Genomic DNA, 21,608 nt, shown 5'->3' on the forward strand with positions numbered 1-21,608 from the left:
ACTTCGACTACAGAACGAACGGTTTTTGATTTGAGGTTTTAGATTTTGAATCGAACTCAAAATTCGAGTTACCAAAATCTAAAATTGCATCAACTGAGGACTTTAATGTGCCTCATGCTCTTCACCACCATGTCCCTCCATCGCCTCATGGATGTACGCGCCTGCTAATGTGGCAAAAACCAGGGCTTGGATGGCACTGGTAAATAACCCCAAAGCCATTACCGGCAGAGGCACGAACAGAGGAACTAAAAGAACCAGCACTGCCACCACTAGTTCATCCGCCAAGATGTTACCAAAAAGTCGGAAGCTTAGGGACAGAGGCTTGGTGAAATCTTCTAGAATCGCGATCGGTAGCAGGATCGGTGTCGGCTCGATATACTTTTTAAAGTATCCCAGACCGCGCTTGCTAAAACCGGCGTAAAAGTAAGCCAAAGATGTCAGCAACGCCAGTGCTACTGTCGTATTGATGTCATTGGTCGGAGCAGCTAACTCGCCCGACGGTAGTTTGATGATCTTCCACGGCACCAAAGCACCCGACCAATTTGAGATGAAAATAAACAAAAACAGTGTGCCAATGAATGGCACCCAAGGACGGTACTCTTTCTCACCAAGCTGGTTTTTCGTTAGATCGCGAATAAATTCCAAGGCATATTCCATCAAGTTTTGTATGCCACTGGGAATTCTCTGGATGTTCCGAGTCGCGGCTAGTGAAGCCAGTACTAGAATGGCAATCACAAACCAAGAGGTGAGAAAAACTTGCCCGTGTATTTTCAGATTGCCCAATTGCCAGTAGAAATGTTGACCGACTTCTAATTCGGCAAGGGGAACAGAATTGAAGAAGTTCAGAAAATTCAGCATTTCCTTCCCATATCAATTATTTCTCCAATCTTAGCTGGAGAACAGGAACAGGAGCCTGGTGTAGATTTTCTTCCCAAAACCTCACATTCAGCCTTTTTAAGGTTGTCGAGGATTCGGTAAAGCAGAGAGAAATGACTCCCTGATGACGTAGAAGATGAGCGTTGCCTTATAAGTGAGAAATCCCAAGAATATAGGCAATATTTGTAGCTGATTCCACCGAGATGCCACTAGAATTATGATTACTAGTAAAGCAAACCGATTTTTACTCAGCTGCCGCTTTTCTTGACCCAATCGCTCAACATCTTTTGCCAACATCCTCACATAAACCATGCCAGTAGCTGCCCCAAGAAGATAATTTAGGGCGATGTTTAGGGAATAAAAAATCCACACAGAGATAAAAATAATCCCCGTCAAGACAAGTGTAATTACCAAAAACTCCTGATAGAGTTTATAAAACTCCTGCATGGAGTCTACTGGTTCTGTGTCCTCAAAACCAGATTGAGTATCTTGTCGTGTTGTTGGTGTGGGATCAGTTGATTCATCAGACAAGCTCACGGGACTCGAAACCAGTACAGCTAATTATGTTGACTGCACATTCAGCCAGCTAAATCATATCACGATTGAGTAACAATACTTTAGAAAAAAACAATTCACTTAACTGTTAACCAATGGAAACGGAGTGTGGAGAGTGCAAGATAGCAAGGCCAAATGGGCGAGGAAGAAAACTATTTCTCCTCTAGTGCCTCTACTATGCTATCTCATGCTTGTTTGGACTGTGTGTTTTTCTAAATTAATGGCAGTACCATTTCTAGTTCTCGTTACCAGGTTCAACCTGGAACGAGGGTTTAGTGGCTCTGCATAGTGGCTGTTGGAAGCAGAGGAACTTCAGGAGCAGAGAAGATGGGGAGAACAACTAACCACTGTACGGGCGGGTTTAAAAGATAAATTGTCTTTTTCAACCGAAAGATAGTCAGCAAAACCCGCCCCTACCAATGACTAATGACTAATGACCAATGACTATTGAATAATTAAGCAGGCGTTAATAAAATCAGCTGCTGCTTGAGGAATTTTCTGACTTCATCTAAACTAAGCTGCACATTTGCCAAAATCTCAGCCACTGTTGAGTGACTATTACAATTTTGGAGAAACTCCAACTCTGCTGGTGACAAGTTGACTATTTGGTAATCGTAATTAAATATACATTGACTGGGAAAGCCATCTATACAGGGATTAAGTTCGGGAATAGCTGCCAAAAGGATTTTATCCTCTGACCAGTCAGCTTTAGCTAGGGGAGGGCGACCGAGGAAAAATTCGTAATGGGTAACTTCTGGATCGAGTAATTCTATGAGGCGGTAACGTTGGTGATCGCTTAAATTTTGTGCCCGCTCAATTAACTCTGGTGCTTTGCCTAAAAGTCTCTCCAAATCCCAAAAACTAGGATTAGAGAAACCAATAAATTCCAATCCCGATGCATCAATTAATTCAAATAAAGTCTCAATGTTGTAGTCTATCTCTTGGGGATGGACGTACATATCGGCAAAGCACTCATCGCGCTGATTTTCTAGTGACCAACGTTCTTTTTCTCTCTTGACAATTCGATTTTTTTCTGGTAGAGAAGAAAATATTTTTCGTCCGACTTGAACACCATCGCGGTAGTCGCCTCGTTTTTCACCTTGAAGGAGAGCGATCGCTTTTTGCATCAGTTGAATTTCCCAGCGTCCCAACTCTCCATATACAAAGATGTGCATTAAGCCGCCAGGGGCTAACTTCTTTGCCAAGGCTTTAATACCACGAATCGGATCGGGTAAGTGGTGCAGTACTCCTACGCAATTAATAAAGTCAAACTCACCCGCAAGTTGTTCCACGTCGTACAAGCTGAGGTGATGAAACTCAACGCGGTTGGCTCCAGAACGCTGGCAACGCTCTTTTGCTACTTCTATAGCACCAGCACTGAGGTCAATGCCTACAACATTAGCTTCAGGATTAAGGTGGACTAAGTACTCTGTTCCTACTCCCGTGCCACAGCCAGCATCTAAAATCTGGATATTTTGCTTTTGAGGTTTTCGTCCGGTGCAGAAGTTGTAGGCAGCAAGCCAATGCCAACGCCAGTTATAACCTGGGGGTGGTTCATCTAGTAGCGGTTCTGGAGGAAAGGGGTAGGTGTTGTATAAATTGGCAACAGCAGCGCTAATGGTTTGTGAGTCGGACATATCTGGAGCTGTAATCGCAGTATTTTTGAGTTTATCGCTTGTGGTTGCTATTTAGGCGATCGCGTTTGAGTAGAAGGCAGAAGGCAGGAGGCAGAAGGCAGAGGGCAGAGGGCAGAAGGAAGGAGTGAAAAACATGATTTTTAATCAATTAGAATACGATTTGCGTTGTGAGTGGGGTCAACAAGGAATTTTCCAACTTGCTCCCATCAGTGATGTGGTTGTAATCGTTGATGTACTTTCTTTTTCAACCTGTGTGGAAATTGCCACTAATAATGGCGCGATAATTTTTCCGTATCCAATTAAAGACGAATCAGCAGTAGATTATGCTAAGTCGGTGCAGGCAGAGTTGGCAAGTCATAGACAGAGTTTGTCTACAAGTGGATACTCTCTTTCTCCAGCATCGCTAACTCAGATTCCAACAGGAACTCGACTAGTTTTGCCCTCACCTAATGGTTCTACCCTCACCTTGCTTACGGGAACTACACCCACCTTAGCTGGTTGCTTGCGAAACTGTGAAGTTGTGGCTCAGTTTGCCCAAAGGTATGGCAGTAAAATTGCTGTGATTCCTGCTGGCGAGAAGTGGCAAGAGGATAGTAGCCTGCGATTAGCGTTTGAGGATTTGATTGGTGCAGGGGCAATTCTGAGCTATTTACATGGCAGTTTATCGCCAGAAGCAGAAATTGCTGTGGCGGCATTTCATACTTTTCAGAAAGATTTATTGGCATATTTACAAAAATGTAGTTCTGGCAAAGAATTAATTGCACGCGGATTTGAGTCCGATGTTGAGTTAGCAGCAGCTTTTAATGTAAGTAATTGTGTACCTTTGTTTACTCAAAACGCTTATTTTAAACACGTGGTTTAGGAGATGTTTGCCTCAAAGACTCTGACACATGAAATCGCATAAATTTTATGGCTGTCAGATAAAATGAACTTGACTAAATACCCTCTTAGCAAACTCTTTGCATGGGGCTTTGTTACCCTAAGATACAAAACTTAGGTTTTTTCTCAGGAAACTGGAGTTGCCGTCTTAAATAACCGATACATTAACGCTACAGTTTCTACACACTTCTTAATAAAGCCCCAGATAAATCGCAAAACGTTCTAATCTAAAAGCTGATTGGGTTAATTTTTTTCTGGCAGATTAGAAGGCGACACGGGAGTGCATAAATATATCCATGTGTCAAGCCTAAAACTGGCTCAGACTTAACACATAAACGCATATGATGGGAGTTTTACAAATCCGATGAGTGTTAAGGCAAGTGGTGGAAGCTCAGTTGCACGTCCGCAACTATATCAAACCCTAGCAGTATCAACCATTTCCCAGGCAGAGCAGCAAGATCGCTTTCTGGGAGCTGGTGAGCTGAGTGAACTGGCAAATTATTTTGCGTCTGGTGCAAGACGTTTAGAAATTGCCCAGATCCTAACAGACAATTCCGAGATTATTGTTTCTCGTGCTGCCAACAGAATTTTTGTTGGTGGTTCACCAATGGCTTTTTTAGAAAAGCCCAGAGAACCAGAAGTGGCAATGGCAGTAGCGGCTGCTGCATCTTCCTCGGATGTTAGAGATGCAATGAAATTGGGAACTGTTACCTACGTAGAAACTCGTGGTGGCTTCCTAGAAAATTTACGTTCCATCTTTAACTCTTCACCGAGCGGCCCTACTCCCCCCGGTTTCCGACCAATTAACATTGCCCGTTACGGCCCTGCCAACATGGCGAAGAGCTTGCGGGATTTATCCTGGTTCCTGCGCTATGCGACTTATGCGATCGTTGCTGGCGATCCCAACATCATCGCTGTGAATACGCGCGGTTTACGGGAAATCATTGAAAACGCTTGCTCTGGTGAAGCAACAATTGTGGCTTTGCAGGAAATGAAAGCAGCGGCGCTTTCTTATTTCCGCCAAGATGCTGAGGCAGCAGACATTGTGTCTCAGTACATGGATGTTTTGATTACAGAATTCAAAGCACCAAGCCCTTCTAATAAACTGCGGCAGCGTCCTTCTGGCGACCAACAAGGTTTACAACTGCCTCAAATTTACTTTAATGCGGCTGAACGGCGTCAAAAGTTTGTGATGAAGCCTGGGCTATCCGCAGCAGAAAAAACTGAGGTTGTCAAGGCAGCATATAGGCAAATATTTGAGCGTGACATTACCCGCGCTTACAGCTTGTCTATTTCTTACCTAGAATCTCAGGTCAAGAATGGCGATATCTCTATGAAAGAGTTTGTTCGCCGTCTTGGCAAATCTCCACTTTATCGCAAACAATTTTACGAACCTTTTATTAACAGCCGTGCTCTAGAACTTGCTTTCCGTCATTTCTTGGGGCGGGGGCCAAGTAGTCGGGAAGAGGTACAAAAATACTTTGATATTGTTTCCAAAGGTGGATTAGCAGCATTAATCGATGCTTTGGTAGATTCTGAGGAATACTCTGATTACTTTGGCGAAGAAACAGTACCCTATATTCGCGGTTTGGGACAAGAAGCCCAAGAGTGTCGAAACTGGGGGCCACAGCAAGATCTGTTTAAATACAGTGCGCCTTTCCGCAAAGTACCTCAGTTTCTCACGACCTTTGCTGACTATGAGCAGCCATTGCCCGATCAGCATCCCTACGGTTCCGGTAATGATCCGCTAGAAATTCAGTTTGGAGCCATCTTCCCGAAAGAAACTCGCAATCCCAGCAGCCGTCCTGCTCCTTTTGGTAAGGATACAAGACGCATCCTCATTCACCAAGGCCCGGCGACTAACAACCAAACTGGCAACCCCAGTGCTCGTGGTGAGTTTCCTGGTACTTTGGGTGCAAAAGTGTTCCGCTTGGATCAAATTCCCAGAACACTGAGTAAAGGAACTGGCAAGGGCGCAAGCGTTAAATACTCCGAGAGTTCTACTCAAGCGGTCATTAGAGCAGCTTACCTGCAAGTTTTCGGTCGCGATGTCTACGAAGGACAGCGACTCAAAGTGCAAGAAATTAAGCTAGAAAACGGCGAAATTTCTGTACGTGAGTTTATTCGGGCTTTGGCTAAGTCAGATTTATTCCGCAAACTGTACTGGACACCGCTGTATGTATGTAAGGCGATCGAGTACATCCATCGCCGCTTGTTGGGGCGTCCAACCTACGGTCGTCAAGAAAACAACAAGTACTTTGATATTTGCTCCAAGAAGGGCTTTTATGCCTTAGTTGACGCCATCATTGACTCTGAGGAGTACAGCGAGGCGTTTGGTGAAGATACGGTTCCATACGAACGGTATTTGACCCCAGGTGGTGTAGCTTTGCGGAAACTCCGCGTTGGCAGCATTCGCGAAGATGTTGGTGCAAAAGTTGAGAAGCAAGAAACACCACGCTTTGTAGAACTTGGAACTGTTAAGGAAAGCCGGACAGAGCCTGATGTTCAGTTCCGGATCAACCAAGGCGTTAGCAAGAAGCGCGAACAAAGGAAAATCTTTAAGTTAGTGGCGGGTACGAACGACAAAGTCGCCGTACAAACTGCCATTAGCGCTGCCTATCGGCAGATTTTCGAGCGGGATATAGCACCTTACGTTGCTTCTTCCAGAGAATTCAAGGTATTGGAAAGCAAGCTCAGTAACGGCGAAATCACTGTTAAGGAATTCATTGAAGGTTTAGGGTGTTCTGGCTTATACCTAAAAGAATTCTACGCACCTTATCCCAATACCAAGGTGATTGAACTGGGAACTAAGCACTTCTTGGGAAGGGCACCAGCAGATCAGGCAGAAATCAGAAAGTATAACCAGATTCTTGCGACTCAGGGTATTCGCGCATTTATTCGAGCAATGCTGAATACTCCAGAATACTTGGAAGCGTTTGGTGAAGATACGGTTCCTTACAACCGCTTTACAACTTTACCAGCGGCAAACTTCCCGAATAGCCAGAAGTTGTATAACCAGTTAACTAAGCAGAGCAAGGATATTGTTATCCCCAGCTTTGAGCCAACCAAGTCGCGGATGAATGTAGCCCAAATGCCAATTATGGCGAAGGCGATCGCAGATATGGCGGCACAAGCAAGGGCGATCGATAAGAGCAAGCCACTGTTTATTGAACTAGGTCGTTCCTTTAACGATGGACGCGGACAATCGGTAGAAGTGGGTGTAGGCACTACCCGCCGCAAACCCGCACGCATCTACCGCATGACTGTAGGGGCAAACCAAGCAGAAATGCAACAGGTGATGAACGCCATTTACGTTCAGGTAATGGACGTATTTAGCGGCCAGATTCCTCAGTATTTCCGCCGTTCTGATTTAGAAAGCAAACTACGGAACGGGGAAATTTCTGTACGCGAGTTTGTGCGCGATCTAGCTAGTTCTGAAATCTATCGCAAGCGCTTCTATACCCCCTATCCCAACACCAAGGTGATCGAATTCCTCTTCCGTCACCTGTTGGGACGCGCACCAGCAACTCAGGCAGAAATTCGCCAGTACAACAAACTACTGGCTGATGGTGGCTTGAAAGCAGCTGTAGAGGCGATGGTAAACAGTCCAGAGTATGCTCGTTACTTTGGTGAGGATGTAGTGCCTTATCAGCGTTATCCATCTTTACCAGCGGGTAACTACCTGGGCAGTGTTAAGGCAGCAGCAGACTTAGTCAAGCAGTCTTGGTCTAGCTTGTCTCCATCTGTATTAACTGGGCGCTATAGCCAAGGTTAAAGACTTTTCATTTTCTTTGGCTATCTTTTGGTAGTTTTACAGCAGAGGAAACCAGGGGAGTTACACGCTCCCTCGGCTCCTCTAGCTTGTTCTGGCTCTTGTTGCAACTTTTCGTAACATTGCTTTCACAATAGTGGTGCGACCTTAAACATGAAAAGGAATGTTACAAACTGTTAAAAGCAGTCATATATGCTCAACATAATGCCCGAAAATAATTCCGGAAGGTAGCTGAATTTAAAAGCTTGTTCACTCCTAATTACTCAAGCAAGATCGGAATGTAATATTTCCAGCATCTTTAATAACTGCTGAGTCTAAGAAAAGAGAAGACAAGCTAAATCAGCCACTTAAAAGTCGCACCAGTTTAATCAAATTCTGGTTTTATTCGTATTGGAGGAATCCATTAATGAGTATCGTCACGAAGTCCATCGTGAATGCAGATGCAGAAGCCCGCTATCTCAGCCCTGGCGAACTGGATCGGATTAAGAGCTTTGTTTCTGGTGGTGAAAAGCGCCTACGGATTGCTCAAGTGTTGACAGACAACCGTGAGCGGATTGTTAAGCAAGCTGGCGATCAGCTCTTCCAAAAGCGCCCTGATGTTGTTTCTCCTGGTGGCAACGCTTACGGTCAAGAAATGACCGCTACCTGCTTGCGCGACCTAGATTACTACCTCCGCCTTGTTACCTACGGTGTTGTAGCTGGTGATGTCACCCCAATCGAAGAAATTGGTATTGTGGGTGTTCGTGAAATGTACAAGTCTCTTGGTACTCCCATCGATGCCGTTGCTGCTGGTGTAAGCGCAATGAAGAATGTTGCTGCTTCCCTGTTGTCTGCTGATGATGCTTCTGAAGCAGGCGCTTACTTCGATTACGTCGCTGGTGCTTTGGCGTAGGTAAAGCTGTTTCTGTGCTAAACAGAAGTATTGCAATCAAGTTGGAAATAAGGAAATAACAACATGCAAGACGCAATTACCGCTGTTATTAATTCTTCAGACGTTCAAGGTAAGTACTTGGACACTGCTGCTCTAGAGAAGCTCAAGGGCTACTTCTCAACTGGAGAACTACGTGTACGTGCTGCTACCACCATCGCTGCTAATGCTGCTGCGATCGTGAAAGAAGCTGTGGCTAAGTCCCTCCTGTACTCTGATATCACCCGTCCCGGCGGTAACATGTATACCACTCGCCGTTATGCTGCTTGCATCCGCGACTTGGATTACTACCTCCGCTATGCTACCTATGCTATGTTGGCTGGTGACCCCTCCATTTTGGACGAGCGCGTACTCAATGGCTTGAAGGAAACCTACAACTCTCTGGGTGTACCCATCGGCGCTACCGTACAAGCTATCCAAGCAATGAAGGAAGTAACCGCTAGCTTGGTAGGCCCCGACGCTGGTAAAGAAATGGGTGTTTACTTCGACTATATCAGCTCTGGCTTGAGCTAGGAGATAGTTTGCGCTTAAGAATTTAGGTGCGACTTTAATTTAAGGTCTGGAAATCAGTCGTGAGTGCTAGGGCGTTATGTCGCTTATCAAGCTAAATAAATAAATGATGAGTGATAACTGTCTAGTATTGACGCTTGATTTCCAGCCTTGGAATGAATAAAGACAAGAAAGACAAGATTTTGAAATAAAAAAGTTTTCACTTTCGCTACAGGAGATTTACGAAAATGTCGCGCTTATTTAAAATTACTGCTTGTGTTCCCAGCCAAACTAGAATTCGCACTCAGCGGGAATTGCAAAATACTTACTTCACTAAGTTAGTTCCTTATGAAAACTGGTTCCGCGAACAGCAACGTATTCAAAAAATGGGTGGCAAAATCGTTAAAGTAGAATTAGCTACTGGTAAGCAAGGAACAAATACTGGTTTAGCTTAATATAATTGCTATAGACCAAATTATTGTAGGGAGTTGCAAGAGGTCTGTTTGACCTCTTTTTCGTATTATTATCTCTGTGTAAGCTCTGCGACTTCTCCAAGAATTTGCAGAGCTGTGTTTTTAGTTTATTTATGTTAACTAACTAAATTTTATAGTGTTCTATAGAACTTATGCAGCAGTAACAAAAAATAAACCACATAGACGCGGAGCGGCTTCCCGCAGGGTAGGGCACAAAGAACACAAAGAAATAAGAGTTTGAGAGAGTTTTTACATAAGTCCTGTTCTTGTAAAAATCGGCTTGTTTGAAAATAGAATTAAGTGCAAGAGGTTCAATCAAACATTTTCAGAAGACGATATCCACGCGTATATAGCGGAACTGGGCACCCTGCTTTGTGCCTTATCTCTTCAATACTTTCATCGAATACAATTAGCGTTTCCTTACCCACTTTCAACCACTCTTGGTAGGGTACGCTCATATCTTCTTCCACACCACCAATACTCGGTGGTACCATTGCCCGGTATGCTTCGTTGAATTTTCTGCGAAATCTAAAATCTACTGAAATTCTTAATCCTTCTGCTTTTCGTCTGACTGTTTGGTGCAATCCGCGAGCATCGTTGAAGTACATAGTGCCGTGTTGTAATTGTGCTTCTGGGTAAGAGACAACCATTGGAATATCTCTACCTTCATCAAAATCGGACATTACCCGCATTGCTTGTAGTTCCATTTCGCAGGGCATTTCACCAGCTTCAATAGTTATATTTTCTATGTCCCCAAACAACGGCAAAATTACAACTGTTGCATCTGCCGGAACTCCTGCCCAAACATCGCTATGACATTTTGAGCTAGCAAAGGGTAAACGAGATTTTTCTGGATCGGTTTTGCCATATACCATGCGCAGATTTACTGGCAAATCTACTGCATCGATTAAGTCGTTTGCTCCCAATTGATAAAAAGCTTCAGCAACGCTTTTTTGAAAAAGGTTAAAAGCCAGAGTGTGTTCGCGCTTTGGCATTAAAAGTCCAGTTCCGGTATAGTTGGGTAAAGTATTTCTTGCTTTCAGAAGTTTTTGGAGCATTTCCGCTTCTGAAAGAATGATGGGGCTATTTAAACAAGCTGAAATGTAAGTTGCCGCTGCAATTTTGATTTGCTGGAACAGTTCAGGCTTTAATTTGTGCTCAAACAATAGTCTGTACTGCCGCTTGGTAGAAATGCGATCGCTAAGTTCATCAAATAGCCGATCGCCTAGTTGAGAGAATGCGATCGCGCGTTCATATTCTGACTGATTGTTAAGTTCTGCTCTGGCTAATAATCCTTCCATAATTATCCTTTCTTAATTTTTGCAATTGAATAAGTTGGGCTTAGAAATAGAGAAATATGATTTCTGACTAATAAACTCTACTGGTTTTCTAGATTCTTAATAGAAGATTCTTACAGAGTGCTAACTAATTAAATCTAATGAAAACCAATAATTTTATCTTGAAGGAATATAAATGGAGTTAAAAGAGTGATACTCCGGATAAATTTTATAAATTAGAAATAAAGATTATGGGAGAAATATTTCATATTTTTAAAGCAGATTAGATTATGAAGCTTAGTCTAAAAAACATAAAATTTACTTAAGATATTGTATAGCTTTCTATAAATTTACTAGTAAATCAATATAAAGTGTTTGAAACAGCTAGTTATAGCTTGATTCACAGCCTCATCTCTAGAGAAGTTATAAAAATCAGTAAAATCAACATTATCAACAAAATATACAATTGCTAAAACTATAGTGTAGCTGGTGAAAATCTAATTTGAATTGAAGAAGAGCAGATTAATTGACCAGTAATTAAGTATAAGCCTGGTTAACATTTTTGAAAGAGTGCCGAGCAAAATTGTTTGTTGTGCATATTCTTTCTATTGGTCAGATTTTAGCTTCTTAAATATGCTCTTTTGAGAAGGATTGAAAAATTAATGTTAATCATTTGCTTAAACATCAGGGGCTTAACTCAATCGATTTAATTGGAAGAAATAAAGAACTGCAAAATGACAAGCCCAAATAATAAAAATTCCACTAAAAACCTTTATGACAGTACAGCATCACAGTGGATTAGAGGAGAACCTTCTTCACTATCTGACTTTACAGCACGCCCGTTTGTGTTAGAACTTTGTGAGCCTGTTAAGGGTTTGCGGGTTTTGGATCTTGGTTGTGGTGAAGGTTATTGCAGCCGAGAGTTACGCAAAAGAGGTGCAGCACAAGTATGTGGTGTTGATATTTCTGAAGGCATGATTGCCGCAGCAAAGTTGCAGGAAGCGGAAGATTCCTTAGGTATTCACTATGAAGTAGGATGTGCTACCGAACTCAAGCAATTTGGCGATCGCACATTTGACTTGGTAGTTGCTGTTTTTCTTTTTAACTACTTAACAACTGCTCAAACCCAGCAATGCATCGCAGAAATTGCACGTGTACTTTGCCCTGGGGGTAAATTTGTTTTCAGTGTTCCCCATCCATCCTTTCCTTATATGCGAGAAGCAGCCTATCCCTTCTATTTTGAAGTTGAAGGTAGAGGCTACTTCAGTAAACGAGATTGGCAATTTCCAGGGCGGATATGGAAAAGAGACGGTTCTTGGCTAAATGTGCAATTAGTTCATAAAACCTTTGAAGACTATTTTGATGCCCTCAAAAAAGCTGGCTTCAATACAATGCCCGTGCTCAGAGAATTACGAGTTACCCCAGAACACATCGCACTCGATGAATTATTCTTCCGCCCTTTGATTGATTTACCACTTCATCTTGCTATACAGGTATCACGATGAAAAACTTGTCTTCTTTTGCCAATATTCAGGAATCTTTACGTGGAATTACTGCTAATCATTCTCTTTGGAATCATGAGTTTTTAAACCGTTGTCGTACTAGACAATTGTCTCTGCAAGAGGTACAAGTACTAGCTGTGCAAATGTATAAATTCTCTAAAGAATTTAATCGTATCCTGGCTAGAATCTTATCTTGCTGTAAAGATGAAAGTGCTCAGTTAGTAATCCTAGAAAATCTATTTGACGAAATGGGGCAAGGAGATTTAAATCAGTCTCATCCAGAGTTATTTCGCCGCTTCACAAGGGCACTTGGTATTGACGACGAAATTCTTGCCATCCAAGCTCCAACTCTTGAAACTCAAGCCTTAGTTAATACCTACCTACAGATACCGCATCAGTATGGTTTTTTAGGTGCACTTGGTGCAGTATGTTACGCTTCAGAAGGTATTGTAAGTACGCTGTATACCCAACTATATCAAGGCATCATTGGTGCTGCACCTTTACCAAAAGAATCTCTAAAATTTTTTGAAGTCCATATTGATGTGGATGATAGCCATGCAGCAAAGCTAGCAGCACTGATTGAACCTCGGCTAACCACGCATGAAGAATTAGAAAAGATAAAACTTGCCATTCTAGAAGCAATGAATGCTCGCGTGCAATTTTTTAATGGAGTTCAGCGTCAAATAAATGAGTCTAGCTTGATTGCTAATTCATTGATGCTTATGAACGTATAGCAAGGAAAGGTGAACATACTGTTGTAAGTATGCTGGATTTAGCGACTAAAATAGCATCCAGCCTACTTTATTTTTCTATTTTCTCCAACTATAGAGTTAAAGCAAAACCAAAGTTTGGCTACGATAAAAAATTTCAAAACAGGTGTATAAAGTTTATTTTTGAATTGAACTTCAAGCAAACAATTGAAATTAGATACACAAATCAGGAGGCTGAATGTACGGGTTAGTCAATAAAGCAATTCAAGATATGGTATGTAGTCGGTTTGACGAAAAGACTTGGGAAGAAATTAAGCAGAAAGCAGAAATAGAAGTCGATGTTTTTATCAGAATGGAAGCTTATCCTGATGACATCACTCATAGGCTAGTAAAAGCTGCTAGTGCTGTACTGAATCTAACACCTCAAGAAATCATGCAAGCTTTTGGAGAATATTGGGTGCAGTATACAGCACAGGAGGGTTATGGTGAACTGATGGATATGAGTGGAGATAATCTGGTTGAATTTTTAGAAAATCTCGATAACCTTCATGCTCGCGTAGGAATTAGTTTTCCTAAGCTTCAACCTCCATCTTTTGAGTGTGCAGATACAGAAGAAGAATCTTTAAGCTTACATTATCGTTCAACTAGAGAAGGACTAGCTCCAATGGTAATTGGTTTAGTCAAGGGATTGGGAAAAAGATTTGATACAGAAGTTGATATTGCCCAAACCCAAAGTCGGGAAGAAGGAGCTGAACACGATGAATTTTTGGTGAAATACAAACCACAATGAGAACAACATGATTCTTACTCAGTTGAGTCTTTCGTTTGATTCATTTGCAAAAGCATTTCCATTTCATTTTGTAATTAACCGCGACTTGGAAATTGTACAAATTGGTACGGTTCTACAGCGTATTTGTCCCGAAGAAATTATAGGCAAATCTCTTGAGCAGTATTTTCAAATCAATCGCCCAAATATTCCAATTGATTTTGATGTTTTTATCAAACAGTCTCGCGCTCTTTTTATTGTGGAGTTTCTCCACAATGGAATGCAGCTGAAGGGGCAAATGGTATATCAAGTAGAACAGGATGTAGTATTTTTTCTTGGTTCCCCCTGGATAACTGATACTAATAGTCTTGCCCCTTTTGGCCTTAAACTCAAGGATTTTGCAATTCACGATCCAATCGTTGATTTTATCTTTTTACTACAAGCTAAGAATACAGCTTTAGCTGATACTGAAAAGTTAACAGCAGAACTAACCCAGCAACAAGTGGAATTAAAGAGTGCTCTGCAAATCAAAGAAAATTTAGCTAAAATTGCTAAATCGCAGGCTGAAAGATTACAAAAATCTTTAATGGAATTGCAAGATGCCCAAGCTCAATTAGTTCAAGCGGAAAAAATGTCTAGTCTTGGACAAATGGTGGCAGGAATAGCTCATGAAATTAATAACCCCATTAATTTTATTTATGGCAATATAAATTATGTTGAAGAATACGCACAAGACTTATTAAACTTAGTTAAGCTTTATCAAAAATATAATTACAATCAAATAACAGAAATTCAGGATTACATTAAAAACATTGATTTAGAATACCTAACTGATGATTTACCACAAATCATCAATTCTATAAAAATAGGTGCAGAACGCATTACAGAGATAGTTTTATCTCTTCGTAACTTTTCCCGCTTAGATGAAGCTGAGATGAAAAGGGTTAATATTCATGAAGGAATAGATAGTACTTTACTACTTTTGCAACATCGGCTTAAAGCTCAATCAAATCGTTCTAGCATAGAAATTGTGAAAACATATGGAAATTTGCCTTTAGTAGAATGCTATCCTGGTCAACTTAATCAAGTATTCATGAATATTATTAGTAATGCAATTGATGCGCTGGATAGTCATAACAGTCAAAAATCTACGGAAGAAAGTCAGGCTAATCAACGTAAAATTAGTATTGCTACAGAATTATTGGAAAGCAACTTTGTTTTAATCAGAATTGCCGATAATGGTTCAGGTATACCTGAGTCTATTAAATCACAAATTTTTGATCCATTTTTCACAACTAAACCTGTTGGAAAAGGTACAGGGTTGGGTTTGTCAATCAGTTATAAAATAGTAGTGGGAAAACACAAAGGACAACTTAGTTGTGTTTCACAGCCAGATCAAGGAACCGAGTTCTGGATCAAGATTCCTTTATCAGTTGATAGCCAAACAGGGAATAATCTTGAATCACTGACTTATGTAATGCAAGAAAGTTAATATTACTGAGCATACTTAAATGTTGTTTATGTTTTATCTTACCCTTCTCTTTAGGAAGCAGTATAAAAAGCTGCTTCCTTTTTGCTTTTATGAAATTTTTTTATCAATCGCAGAAAGATTTGTGCCAGACTTAGGGGATTTAGCCAGTAGTACAGTGTGACTGGTTATGATACTCATATCTTTTACCAGTTGCTTGATGGCAATTTTTTTAAGGCTGGCACTGCCTAACTTTCCTCAAACCCTTATTTTTGCGTTGGGCATAGTACCCACCCTACTTAAAGAAGCGCGATCGCTAACTCTAATACTTAAATATATTTATTGACGCTGTATTTTTAGTTTGTTATACTTGCGGCTGCGATATTTTAATTGATAATTATCATTTTTAATAATTAATTAAATTTTATATTTATAAATAAAAATCACAACAGAATGACGACGTTAATTTTTGAAAGAGGAAATTGACGATGCGTTAAAATTACCTTATTTTTCTAAATTAATATTTTGAAAGTCTTTATCAATTCTTAAATTGAGCAAATGACGTCATTTAAGTCAATCAATACTTAAAGAATTAATAATTATGCAAAAAGTCATACTTACTTTTATCTCGGTTCTTTTAATCAGTTATAATTTTGGCTGTACTAAGGTTGCCAACTCATCTTCAGGTATGTTTGCTCCACAAAAAACACCTCTTAAACAGCAAGCTTCTACTCCTGATTTCGCTGATGATACAGAAAAATTTCAGTTTAAAAAAGAAGATAATTCAGATTTATTTGTGCTTAAGAAAAAAGCAAGTGATGCAAATTTATTTGATGCTAATCACAAAAATATAGCAATAATTAAAACTGAAGTTGATGGCAAATTTAAACTTAAGAATTCTTCGGATAAAACCTTAGGATATGTAGTTTTTGAAAAAGAACATTGGAAGCTTGAAAATTCTGACAATAAAGAGTTATATACTTTCCGAAAGCAAGGTAAGAAAGATTATAAGTTAGAGGACTGGACAAATAGAGAAATTTATCGAATTAAAAAGCGTGATTATGGGTTCGATATTCTTAAAGCAAATAAAAAGCTACTGTACAAGGTAGAAGTCAAAGAGGGTAAAACCTCTTTGAGAGATACAGATGATAAAACTATTTTCTCTACACAGTCGGAGTTATCACCAATTGCATTTGCTTGCTTTGGCTTAGATGCCCTAACTCGCGAACAACAGGCGGCTTTGGCTTATGCTGTAAAGTTGACAGAGGGAAAATAAACTTTGCATACTTTGAGCTATAGTTAATTGGCAATTGCTTTGAGTTACCAATATAGAAAAATAGCGCGATCGCACTAAAATTTTAGCTGCTAGTTGCCCTCTAGAGTGCGCAAGATTTATGTATATCTTACCATCCGGTAATTGAATGTTAAGCTGCGGCAGACGTGGTAGTGGGAGGTGGTGGTTACAACACGGTTTACGAATGTGCAGCAGTAGGTGTACCTTTGGTAGCATTCGCTTTTAAACGATTGCACGATCGCCAGCATAATAAGGTTTCTGTGGTATGCCCTGCAGGGAGTATCACAGATGCTGTTGAGACACTCAGAAAGATTTGAAACAGGATAAATACCAAGATTATTCTGTCTGTACCTGATTATATTAAAGGCGTTGTACAAGCAATGTGGTTAATTGAGGGAGTTCTGAATGTCAATCGAGTTTGAGGAGCGCGATCGCTCTAGAGCGTACTATCATTAAACGTCAATTGGGAACATTACACTTAAATCCGTACAGATCGTGAATCTACGCCGCCTGATTCCATTATTTGATAATACTGTGTCCAGCTGGGCATTAGAGGCACGCCTATTACGCTGGTTAACATTAGTTTGGTTATTCTTTGGCTTAGTAATACTATTTTCGGCATCCTATCCTGTTGCTGATGCTCGTCATGATGATGGGCTGTATTACTTTAAGCGCCAATTAATTTGGGTTTTCGTCGCCTTAATCTTATTCAACATCACGGTTAACTTACCCCTGCGCAAAATTTTGGGTGTATCCCATTGGTTTGTCTTTTTGCTATTGGGGTTTATTTTTCTCACCCTCGTGCCAGGGCTAGGAAAAAAAGCTTTTGACGCCTCTCGTTGGATTGCTCTTGGGCCAATTCCAATTCAGCCTTCTGAATTGATTAAACCATTTTTAGTGCTACAAAGTGCGAGACTTTTTGGTCAATGGGATAAACTAAGTTGGCGTGTTCGCTTCACTTGGTTGGGTATTTTTTGTCTTGTCATTTTGGGGATTTTGGCACAGCCTAACTTGAGTACAACTGCACTTTGCGGCATGACTATTTGGCTAATTGCCTTAGCAGCTGGGTTACCGTACAAATACTTGGGAGGAACAGCAATTGGGGGAGTAGCCTTAGCAGTACTCAGTATCAGCATCAAAGAGTATCAGCGCAAACGGGTGATGTCATTCCTCAATCCTTGGGCTGATGCTACCGGAGATGGCTATCAATTAGTGCAAAGCTTGCTAGCAGTAGCTTCTGGTGGCACTTGGGGTGCTGGATTTGGGCTTTCTCAGCAAAAGCTATTTTACTTACCAATTCAAGACACCGATTTTATTTTTGCGGTGTTTGCAGAAGAATTTGGTTTTGTTGGCAGTATGGTGTTGTTGTTTATTTTAGCGATGTTTGCCACCTTAGGACTAATTGTTGCTCTCAAAACAACTCATCCCATCAACCGACTTGTGGCGATCGGTGTGACAATTTTGATTGTAGGACAATCATTACTCCACATTGGTGTTGCTACAGGTGCCTTACCGACTACTGGTTTGCCATTACCGATGTTTAGTTATGGTGGTAATTCTATGATGGCTAGTCTAGTGGCAGCTGGGTTATTGATTCGGGTAGCACGGGAGAGTAGTGAAGCTGAGGTATTACCCTTACGAGGATTACCCAAGAATAGACCACAACGCCGACAATATAGTAAAACAAAACTCTGATTACATATTTTGCAAGTTATTGGACACAATCAATGCTAACCTCCTTGAGCTAAGACTAAGGAGGTTATTCATTTCATCCGTATACTAAAATGAGCGTGCGATCGCAAAAGCAGAAAAAATCAAACTTCATTTCTGGGATGCCATCCATCCAGAAACATGGCAGTACCAAATACTGCAAATGCTGTGAATGCTAAAGCACTCCACTTTAGGTAGGGATTCATATCCAACCAATCCAGGAAAGTTGGAATTGCAAGATTACTAAAATCTCCTTCAACTCTGTCATAGCCTGAGATGGGAGCAAAAACATTGTCTGGTGCATCCTCTGACTTTGGTTCAGTTGTGCGCTGCCCGGCAAAGCCCACAAGTAGCAACAGTGAATCTACTAAAGAAGGCGAAACTTTTTGTAGCAGATCTAAAATTTTACCCACATCCCCAACAATAAAATCACGTGTGGGATGTTCGGCGGCATAAAGAATGGCGTCAACAACAATATCAGGCTGATAGTATGGAGGAATTCCTGTAGGTTTTACCCCTAGTTTGGTACGAACTTTATTGTAGTAAGGTGTATTGATTACTGAGGGCAGTATAGAAGTAACGCTGATGGGTAATTGTTCATGTTGCAACTCGACGCGTAAGGCTTCTAAGAAACCTTCCAAACCATGCTTGGCGGTAGAGTAGGGGCTTTGCAGTGGCAGACTCCGCCTACCTTCCACTGAGGATATATGAATTAATGCCCCACGTCCTTCACGCTTCAAATGAGGTAACGCAACCATTGCGCCGTATACTTGTCCCATTAAGGTAACATCAACAACTCGTGCAAATTCCTGTGGCGTAATCTTCTCAAAAGGTGCTAATATACCTGTCGCTGCGGTATGCACCCAAGTATCTAGCCGTCCGTATTCTGCCACAGTTTTCTCGGCAACTGCCTTAACTTGCTCGAACTCACTTACATCTGCAACTACAGATATCGCCTCACCACCAGCGCTTCTAATCTCCTCTACTAAGGACTTTAATCCAGGTTCGCTGCGAGCCGCAACCACCACTTTTGCTCCGCGCTGGGCAAACTTTAAGGCTGCCAAACGCCCAATTCCACTAGAAGCCCCGATGATCGCCACTACCTGTTGACTAATTGGCTTTAATTGCATTGTTTATCATTTCCACTCTTCCTTTCTATGTATTAATTTTTATTAAGAATAAATCCATCTTTCATAAGACTGGCAAATGTCAAATCCCATCTACCTGTAGCTTCATACTCAAAATAGATGATTTAATACCATTTCACGTTAATCAGCTGACTACTAGCTTTAAAGGCAGAGGGCAGTGGTTCGGTTCCGCTCACCAACCGGGCAGTAGGCATAAGGGATAGATTCACTTTCATTTCTTGCTTGGAACTGTGCTCATTAATGTCTTGCACCACTCTCCATAACCGTAAGGTGGGCACTGTCCATAAAGTAAAATCAGGATTTGAGGAAATTTAAGCAGTGCCCACCCTACAAAAATTGCTCACCACATGAAGGTTGCGACTGATTTAAATAATCTTAAATTGTAAAAAAGATGACTTGTGTGATTGCGAGGTTAAACGTATTAAATAATCAAATACGAGCATGAAGCGGTAAATCAATGTCACAGTTGAATCAGGAAAATAAACACGGCTTTCTCTATCCTCGCAGTCGCTACTACGGTAAAGCTCAACCTGAAAACGTAGCTTTTAATGCCAAACTCCAAGAATTCGCTCACCAAGTTGGCTATCTTACCAATTTTGCAACATCGGGTAAACTCACGCCTGAAGAAGCTTACACTCAAATGAAAACTCTGTGGAAAGATTTAAAACTAAGCAAAAAAAATCTGGGAATTGGAACACAGTCGATAGAAAAATCCTAAAGATCCTTTTCCCACTGAGGTAGCACCTGGAAATCATTTCGGGTAAGCGACACCACAATATTTTCGGAATCAACTTGGATCAGCCAGCGATCGCTTGGTAGATTATCTGAGAGTACTTCTCGCCCACAAACTACTCCAATTCTTCCAGCAACATAAGCCGGACTTAAAATCAATACCTTAGCTCCGATTTGAATTTCTTCTGGGGTGTGCAATCGCCCTCTTCAAACATTAGTAGAAGTAAAACCTCTAATTTAGCATAACCTGATATTAACCTTAAGTTAACCTAAAATTAAAGATTATTTTCAAGCTAGAAGGGAAGAAAGTTTTAGAAATCGACCACAGATGGACACAGATGGACACAGATAATTTATCCGTGTGCATCTGTGTTTATCTGTGGTCGCGATCATCATAAAATTGGATTTTCCAATCAATCTATGATTTGGTGCGACTTAATTTTTAATTTTTCTTGAATAAGCTGAAAAACATCTAGTTTGCTATTGAAATGAGGCTAAACTCTTGTGGGGTGGACATCTTGTCCGCCCATGTTATGTAAGTTAAATGTGGAACAGCTTATGCACAGCTTTATTCCTCCAGAGCGCTTTTTCCCCTACTTAAGTTGGATTGATATTCAGGCAATGCCAAACAAGGAAAATGTGGTATTAATTCAACCAGTAGGGGCAATAGAGCAACATGGGCCTCATTTACCGTTGATAGTAGATGCTGCCATTGGTGTGGCTGTACTGGGAAAAGCTTTAGAAAAACTTGATGTAAGAATTCCTGCCTATGCCTTACCAACTCTTTATTACGGCAAATCTAACGAGCATTGGCACTTTCCCGGTACGATTACCTTGAGTGCTGAAACTCTTTTGGCAACAATCGTGGAAATAGGAGAAAGTGTTTACCGGGCTGGGTTCAGAAAACTGGTGTTAATGAACTCCCACGGAGGGCAACCACAGGTAATGGAAATTGCCGCTAGAGACTTGCACATTAACTACAGCGACTTTTTGGTATTTCCGCTGTTTACTTGGCGAGTTCCACACATTACTTGGGAATTACTCTCGCCTCAAGAAAAACGATTGGGGATTCATGCCGGAGATGCCGAAACTAGCATCATGCTGTCGATTTTGCCAAACCAAGTCAAGATGGAAAAAGCTGTAGCTGAGTATCCTCCACAGCAGCCAGAAGATAGTTTGTTGAGTGTAGAAGGTAAATTAAGCTTTGCTTGGGCAACACGGGATTTAAGTAAAAGCGGAGTTGTCGGCGATCCGACGACTGCAACAAAGGAAAAAGGCGATCGCATCCTCGAATCTGTATCTGATGGTTGGGTGCAAGTTATCAAAGATATCTATGCGTTTAAACAACCCCAAGCAAATGGGTAGAAGGCAGATGGCAGAAGGGAAGACTTG

Annotated in this window: 20 protein-coding genes; 14 read left to right on the forward strand and 6 right to left on the reverse strand. The window is 41.2% G+C overall.

Annotated features, from left to right (window positions below; translation table 11 throughout):
- Positions 1-102: 102 nt before the first annotated feature.
- The 3 genes from atpB to UYC_RS0124560 form a co-directional block, all read right to left on the reverse strand.
- Positions 103-858: a F0F1 ATP synthase subunit A gene (atpB, locus tag UYC_RS0124550; protein WP_016874654.1), complete on the reverse strand. Its 756-nt coding sequence runs from the start codon at positions 856-858 to the stop codon at positions 103-105.
- A gap of 96 nt (positions 859-954) precedes the next feature.
- Positions 955-1,413 (reverse strand): ATP synthase subunit I, encoded by a 459-nt coding sequence (locus tag UYC_RS0124555; protein ID WP_016879700.1) that lies wholly within the window; start codon positions 1,411-1,413, stop codon positions 955-957.
- Between the two features lie 473 nt (positions 1,414-1,886).
- Complete coding sequence (locus UYC_RS0124560) at positions 1,887-3,068, reverse strand: class I SAM-dependent methyltransferase (RefSeq protein ID WP_016874652.1); 1,182 nt, start codon at positions 3,066-3,068, stop codon at positions 1,887-1,889.
- A 133-nt stretch (positions 3,069-3,201) separates the two neighbouring features.
- On the opposite strand from UYC_RS0124560, the gene UYC_RS0124565 reads away from it, so the two are divergent.
- The 5 genes from UYC_RS0124565 to UYC_RS0124585 all read left to right on the forward strand — a co-directional run bounded on the left by UYC_RS0124565 (position 3,202) and on the right by UYC_RS0124585 (position 9,591).
- Positions 3,202-3,930 carry a 2-phosphosulfolactate phosphatase gene (locus UYC_RS0124565; protein ID WP_016874651.1) on the forward strand — a complete coding sequence of 243 codons (729 nt, stop codon included), beginning with the start codon at positions 3,202-3,204 and terminating at the stop codon, positions 3,928-3,930.
- 381 nt (positions 3,931-4,311) lie between these two features.
- Entirely contained in the window at positions 4,312-7,722 is a 3,411-nt protein-coding gene (locus tag UYC_RS0124570; RefSeq protein WP_016874650.1) for a phycobilisome rod-core linker polypeptide, read from the forward strand.
- A 403-nt stretch (positions 7,723-8,125) separates the two neighbouring features.
- Complete coding sequence (gene apcA / locus UYC_RS0124575) at positions 8,126-8,611, forward strand: allophycocyanin subunit alpha (protein WP_026087462.1); 486 nt, start codon at positions 8,126-8,128, stop codon at positions 8,609-8,611.
- Between the two features lie 63 nt (positions 8,612-8,674).
- Complete coding sequence (gene apcB / locus UYC_RS0124580) at positions 8,675-9,160, forward strand: allophycocyanin subunit beta (RefSeq protein WP_016874648.1); 486 nt, start codon at positions 8,675-8,677, stop codon at positions 9,158-9,160.
- Between the two features lie 224 nt (positions 9,161-9,384).
- Positions 9,385-9,591 (forward strand): phycobilisome linker polypeptide, encoded by a 207-nt coding sequence (locus UYC_RS0124585; protein ID WP_016874647.1) that lies wholly within the window; start codon positions 9,385-9,387, stop codon positions 9,589-9,591.
- 329 nt (positions 9,592-9,920) lie between these two features.
- Here UYC_RS0124585 and UYC_RS0124590 read toward each other — a convergent pair whose 3' ends face one another.
- Positions 9,921-10,910 (reverse strand): hypothetical protein, encoded by a 990-nt coding sequence (locus tag UYC_RS0124590; RefSeq protein WP_016874646.1) that lies wholly within the window; start codon positions 10,908-10,910, stop codon positions 9,921-9,923.
- A 710-nt stretch (positions 10,911-11,620) separates the two neighbouring features.
- Here UYC_RS0124590 and UYC_RS0124595 point away from each other — a divergent pair.
- The 7 genes from UYC_RS0124595 (at position 11,621) to UYC_RS0124630 (ending at position 18,321) form a co-directional block, all read left to right on the forward strand.
- Positions 11,621-12,391 (forward strand): class I SAM-dependent methyltransferase, encoded by a 771-nt coding sequence (locus tag UYC_RS0124595; protein ID WP_016874645.1) that lies wholly within the window; start codon positions 11,621-11,623, stop codon positions 12,389-12,391.
- Positions 12,388-13,122, forward strand: coding sequence for an iron-containing redox enzyme family protein (locus UYC_RS0124600; RefSeq protein ID WP_016874644.1), 735 nt, complete (start codon positions 12,388-12,390; stop codon positions 13,120-13,122). Before UYC_RS0124595 ends, UYC_RS0124600 begins: the two co-directional genes overlap by 4 nt.
- 214 nt (positions 13,123-13,336) lie before the next feature.
- Positions 13,337-13,888: a heme NO-binding domain-containing protein gene (locus UYC_RS0124610; protein ID WP_016874642.1), complete on the forward strand. Its 552-nt coding sequence runs from the start codon at positions 13,337-13,339 to the stop codon at positions 13,886-13,888.
- 7 nt (positions 13,889-13,895) lie between these two features.
- A complete protein-coding gene (locus UYC_RS0124615; protein WP_016874641.1) occupies positions 13,896-15,356 on the forward strand; it encodes an ATP-binding protein in 1,461 nt (486 codons plus the stop codon).
- Positions 15,357-15,933: 577 nt separating this feature from the next.
- Complete coding sequence (locus tag UYC_RS0124620; protein ID WP_016879701.1) at positions 15,934-16,608, forward strand: hypothetical protein; 675 nt, start codon at positions 15,934-15,936, stop codon at positions 16,606-16,608.
- A 164-nt stretch (positions 16,609-16,772) separates the two neighbouring features.
- Positions 16,773-16,943, forward strand: coding sequence for a hypothetical protein (locus UYC_RS38120; protein ID WP_157171274.1), 171 nt, complete (start codon positions 16,773-16,775; stop codon positions 16,941-16,943).
- A 178-nt stretch (positions 16,944-17,121) separates the two neighbouring features.
- Positions 17,122-18,321, forward strand: a complete 1,200-nt coding sequence (locus UYC_RS0124630) for an FtsW/RodA/SpoVE family cell cycle protein (protein WP_016874638.1) — start codon at positions 17,122-17,124, stop codon at positions 18,319-18,321.
- 119 nt (positions 18,322-18,440) lie between these two features.
- Here the strand turns inward: UYC_RS0124630 and UYC_RS0124635 are convergent, their stop codons facing one another.
- Positions 18,441-19,466, reverse strand: coding sequence for an SDR family oxidoreductase (locus tag UYC_RS0124635; protein ID WP_016874637.1), 1,026 nt, complete (start codon positions 19,464-19,466; stop codon positions 18,441-18,443).
- Between the two features lie 475 nt (positions 19,467-19,941).
- Here UYC_RS0124635 and UYC_RS0124640 point away from each other — a divergent pair, with 475 nt between their 5' ends.
- Positions 19,942-20,202 (forward strand): DUF7219 family protein, encoded by a 261-nt coding sequence (locus UYC_RS0124640; protein ID WP_016874636.1) that lies wholly within the window; start codon positions 19,942-19,944, stop codon positions 20,200-20,202.
- Here the strand turns inward: UYC_RS0124640 and UYC_RS0124645 are convergent.
- Positions 20,199-20,414, reverse strand: a complete 216-nt coding sequence (locus UYC_RS0124645; RefSeq protein WP_016874635.1) for an ATP-grasp domain-containing protein — start codon at positions 20,412-20,414, stop codon at positions 20,199-20,201. The genes UYC_RS0124640 and UYC_RS0124645 overlap by 4 nt on opposite strands.
- A 360-nt stretch (positions 20,415-20,774) precedes the next feature.
- Between UYC_RS0124645 and UYC_RS0124650 the strand changes: the two genes are divergently transcribed.
- Positions 20,775-21,581, forward strand: a complete 807-nt coding sequence (locus UYC_RS0124650; RefSeq protein ID WP_016874634.1) for a creatininase family protein — start codon at positions 20,775-20,777, stop codon at positions 21,579-21,581.
- Positions 21,582-21,608 lie beyond the last annotated feature (27 nt).

It is taken from the genome of Chlorogloeopsis fritschii PCC 6912, assembly GCF_000317285.1.
Taxonomy (GTDB): Bacteria; Cyanobacteriota; Cyanobacteriia; order Cyanobacteriales; family Nostocaceae; genus Chlorogloeopsis; species Chlorogloeopsis fritschii.